Here is a 4,273-nt window from a genome sequence, read left to right on the forward strand (position 1 = left end):
TCGGCAACCCGGCACGCGCGTGGGGCGCGATGGCCGTGGTCGCCAGTGTCGGGGCGGCCGGAATCGGCTATGCCCGAGGTAAACTCAGCACGAGCCGCTAGCGACACGTGCACGGCTTGGGCCATGGACTGAATTCGTAGTCCACTACGAGTTCAGCCCATGAACCGAGCTGCTCACGGCCGCGGTGCCACCGAGGCCCGCTCCACCGAATTCAGTGCTCGAACGTGGCCGCGCGGCGCGGCTGGCCCTCGGCTCACGAGAGTCAGCGTACGAGGTCCGTTCGGTGCCAGGTGGAACCACGAGTCGGATACCTCGAAGCCGTCGATGTCGACGCAGACGTACTGCGCAGGCCATTCGGACCGGACAGTCAATTCCCATGTTCCAGAATCTGTTTCGATGACCTCTGCGTTCAATCCCACCGTGTTCTGACGGCTCTGCGCGCCGACGAGCGCGGTGGTTCGCGTCACCTCCACGCCGCTGTCGTCCAGGAACGCGACCGTGACGGCGGAGTAGGTTCGACTGCCGAAGCGGTAGGCGTGGTTGACGTCGGTGAAGGTGCCGACGATGGAGTCCACCGTCAGTGCGATGGACCCGTTCGCCGGGGCGTTCACCGTGCGCTCGAACTCGTGGCTGCCGCGAGAAGCGTGCAACACCACTCGGATAGTGCCCGAGCGCGCCGGTCCGTCGTTGACCAGTTCCACCGAGTAGCCGTCGAGTCCTTTGTCGGACAACAGCAGTGCCACCGGGGCGCTTGCCCGCGCCAACGCGTAGAAGGGAGCCTTGGGCACGCCGGCGGTATCGACGATGCCCCAGCCTGCGCCGGGCACAGTATCTCGTAGCGTCAGCACGAGGCTCCGGCACACCCCGAGGATGCTCGACGCCAATGGCCGAACGCTTCGGTGAACGCTTCGACGATCGCCGCCCTACCGTAATCGAGGTACAGTTCTGCGTCGTCGCGCCGGATCAGGTGGGGGTCGACGCCGAAGATCATGCGTACGTAGTGATCTCGCACGTCCTCGAAATCCCAGGACGAGCCGCGGTCACGTGGGATCGCGGCCTTCCAGTCCGGGTGGTGACCGGCGACGGCCGCGGACCCGAAGAATTTCTCCACCTGTGCCCGTTCCGGGGGGGACTGCGAAGGCCAGACACTCTGCTGCGAAACGCACGCCGGCAGTGCGGATATCGGACAGTGGTCGGAGGTAGCCGCCCACCCCGAAGTAGTGCGCGATGCCGTCGCCCACATGCGTGTGCAACTCGCCCTGAGCACTGGACGGGCTCGATGTCACGTATGCGACTCCGGGTACACGATCGGCGAGGAATTCGGGAATAATGCTGTCCAGCATCACCATTCGTTGATCGTCGGCTGCAATCCCCAACATCGTGGGTTGCTGCTGAGTCTCGCTTCCGCCACTGACGACCATCAGGGCCGGGTTGGCCGAGACGGCGTCTGCGAACGCGCCGAGCTCGCGGGTGACCGCTGCGGTGTACGTGTCATCGGTGGGCGGGTCGATGGTGCCGAACATGACGTCCTGCCACACCATGATGCCCAATTCCGCGCACAGGGACCAGAATTCGGGCTGCTCGTACACCAGGGTGCCGACGACGCGCACCATGTTCAGGCCCGCCGATCGGAGCTGCTCGAGCGCCGCCCGCAGATCGGGCTCCGGTGACCACAACCGCACCGGGTCCAGCGGGGTCCACGTTCCTCCGCGGCAGAAGACGGTCTCGCCGTTGACCGTCAGTACTGCGCCGCCGGCCGTACGGTCCAGATCCACCGTACGAAACCCGACGACGCCCATGGGATGCACGGTGCCGTCCACCTCGAGCGCGACGCGATACGTTCGCGGTCGGCCGTGCGTGTGGGGCCACCAGAGTTCGACGGCGGGCAGCGTCACCGCCGAGTCGATACGCTCGACGGTTCCGAGCTCGAAGGCCCTGTCGTCGATCATGATTCGAGCCACCCCCGGAGCATCCAGGTCGGCGCGCAGTGCGACGATGCCGTCCGTACCGGATACCGTCGTCGACAGGGCGACGCGACGAACCTCGGGGATCACCGTCATCGACACCGGGCGCCAAAGTCCGACGGGTACCGGAAGGGGCCCGTACACGGGTGCGCGTCCGAGCATGGTCGTCCGCTCGTGCCGCAGCCCTTGGGCGCGATCAGCGACGATCGCCACCGACCGCGGGGGCGTCGAGACTTCAGATGTGCTGCCAGCGATTCGATGTGGACGGCGATGGTGACGGTGTCACCACAGTCCGACAGATCGAGAGTCTCGGGAACGAACATCGACGTCACGGTCCTGCGATGGACGCCATCGATCCAAATCTGGGCACGGGTCGCGATGCCACCGAATCTCACTCGCACCCGGCGATGGCCGCCGGTGGAGACGTCGGCGACGAACCACCAGTCGTGGTCGTCCGGATTCACTGCCAGTGCGTGCCCCAGCGCGGTGGCAACCGTGCCCGGCACCACCGCGTCGATCCAGTCGAGATCGTCCGGTAGGTCGCCGGGGTCGAGAACGGAACCGGTGTCGGTTCGGGCCAGCCGCCACCGAGCGCCGTCGAGCAGATCGATCACGTGCCAATGCACCTGCAACGATGTCCATGGCCGCCGTCCAGTTCTTGCTCATCTCGATCAGCGGCTCGTCGAGCACCACATCCCGGCCACGTGCGGCGCGGGCCATCCGGAACTGAACGGCCTTGGCACCGGAGGCCGCGTCGAGGAAATACGGAGCGGCCGCGGCGGCTCCCGTCACGCCTCTGCCTTCGAGGTAGTGCACGTAGTTGGCCGCGAGTTCTGCCGTGGCACCGAATTGGCGGAGCAGGCCGAACGACCACAGGTGGAATGCGTCGGGACCCGCGGTCTGCACGAGCGGGATGTCGGCGATGACGCGGCGGGCCAGTGCATCGACCGGATTGCCCGGAGCGCGGCGGGCCAGGTGTGCGCGAGCGACATCGAGATCACGATCCTCGAAACCGGCGTCGAGCACGGTGGAGTCCACTTTGATCTGCTCGACGTACGGCAGCAACACCTCGGCATGCGGTTCCGGAGCGAGATTGAAGATCCCGTCGAAATCGGCTCCGGTGAGCTCGAAGTAGCCGCGATTGTGGAAGTACCCCATCACCTTGCCCTCGCGATCGATGAGGTTCGGCACGATGGTGGTCTTGGTGTGCTGATTGCGGTAGCTGGTCCCCGCGGTGTCGGGCAGCCAGAAGCCGTCGACCTCCACGGTGACGTGGATGCCGTCTTCCAGGCCTTCGACGACGTGCTCGAGTACAGGACGCCACACGTTCATCTCGGCGACGCCGATGCCGTACAGGGCGCGGAGGTCCTCGGGAGCGATCTTCACGAAGTCCCACTGTCGCCCGTCGCATCCCGCGCTCAGCACGAAGGCGAGCGCAGGAGTGGGATCGGCACCGAACGAGTGCAGAACTTCGATCCACAGGTCGACGTAGCAATTGGTTTCGGTCCAGATGCGGTCGTGATTGTGTATCGGGTGTGGCCGGTAACTGATGGGGTCGAGTTCGAGGACTCGTAGGCTGGTCCCGAGCCTGTCCAGCACTGCATCGTTCGACATGAAGCCTCTCCTACCGGATCGAATGTCGGACGGTCCCCGAGCCGCATTTGTCCGTATTGCCTGTATCCAGGCCCCTAATCCTAACGAATCGGTTTGTTCTTCGCACTTGATCGGACGGTAGGATTGTTTTTGCCCGGGCAAACTATTTTCTGGGCCACCATCTCGACAACAACGACATCCGCCCCCGGTAACGGGGGCAATCACAGAGCGAGCAGTCGGTTCCGCGCCGGTAATGCTGGTGCGCAGCTTGTTCGTGATGGCACTTGCATAGAGGCTCTGAGCTGGGCACATGCCGAGTGTAGACAACACCTGACACATCCATGCCCAACTCGGGCACGCAATAGGAGGCACGAGCGCGATGCGCCGTTTCGCGTCCAGCGCAGCGCTGGTCATCGGCTGGGCTCTGCTCGCTGTCGTATTCGGAATGTTCCTCGTTCGCCAGATCGGTGTGACGGAGATCACTTTTGTTGCGTTCGTCGTCGGGGCACCGTATCTCGGTGTCGCCTCGATCATCGCCGTGATCCTGTTCGCCGCAGCGCGCTCCCGCTTCGGGTCGGCCGTCGCAGTACTGCTCACCGTCGCCGTCGTCGGCGTCCAGGTGCCGATGTTCCTCGCCGACGGCCCGGACAACACCGGCCCTGGACTGTCGGTCCTGACGATCAACGTCGCGCACGGCGACGCCGACGCCGCGTCCA

The 4,273-nt window shown here is 65.1% G+C and carries 3 protein-coding genes and 2 pseudogenes; 1 reads left to right on the plus strand and 4 read right to left on the minus strand.

Going from position 1 to position 4,273, the window contains the following annotated elements:
- Positions 1-173: 173 nt before the first annotated feature.
- The 4 genes and pseudogenes from RHBS_RS31145 to RHBS_RS25065 form a co-directional block, all read right to left on the minus strand.
- Positions 174-827 (minus strand): glycoside hydrolase family 2 protein, encoded by a 654-nt coding sequence (locus RHBS_RS31145; RefSeq protein WP_237669679.1) that lies wholly within the window; start codon positions 825-827, stop codon positions 174-176.
- Positions 828-841: 14 nt separating this feature from the next.
- The gene (locus RHBS_RS31150) at positions 842-1,111 is read right to left on the minus strand and encodes a hypothetical protein (RefSeq protein WP_237669681.1); all 270 of its coding nucleotides are present in this window, start codon (positions 1,109-1,111) and stop codon (positions 842-844) included.
- Entirely contained in the window at positions 1,041-2,126 is a 1,086-nt protein-coding gene (locus RHBS_RS31155; protein ID WP_237669683.1) for a hypothetical protein, read from the minus strand. The genes RHBS_RS31150 and RHBS_RS31155 overlap by 71 nt, the downstream gene beginning before the upstream one ends.
- Before the next feature lie 453 nt (positions 2,127-2,579).
- Positions 2,580-3,578, minus strand: a pseudogene (locus tag RHBS_RS25065) (DUF1839 family protein); the annotation flags it as partial.
- A 358-nt stretch (positions 3,579-3,936) separates the two neighbouring features.
- Here RHBS_RS25065 and RHBS_RS25070 point away from each other — a divergent pair.
- A pseudogene (locus RHBS_RS25070) lies at positions 3,937-4,273 on the plus strand (endonuclease/exonuclease/phosphatase family protein); the annotation flags it as partial.

Source organism: Rhodococcus sp. BS-15 (genome assembly GCF_000813105.1).
GTDB lineage: Bacteria > Actinomycetota > Actinomycetes > Mycobacteriales > Mycobacteriaceae > Rhodococcoides.

What these genes read in the sequence shown, in the direction of transcription:
- RHBS_RS31155 (WP_237669683.1), bottom strand. Translation starts at nt 2,126, where the DNA reads ATGCTCGGACGCGCACCCGTGTACGGGCCCCTTCCGGTACCCGTCGGA.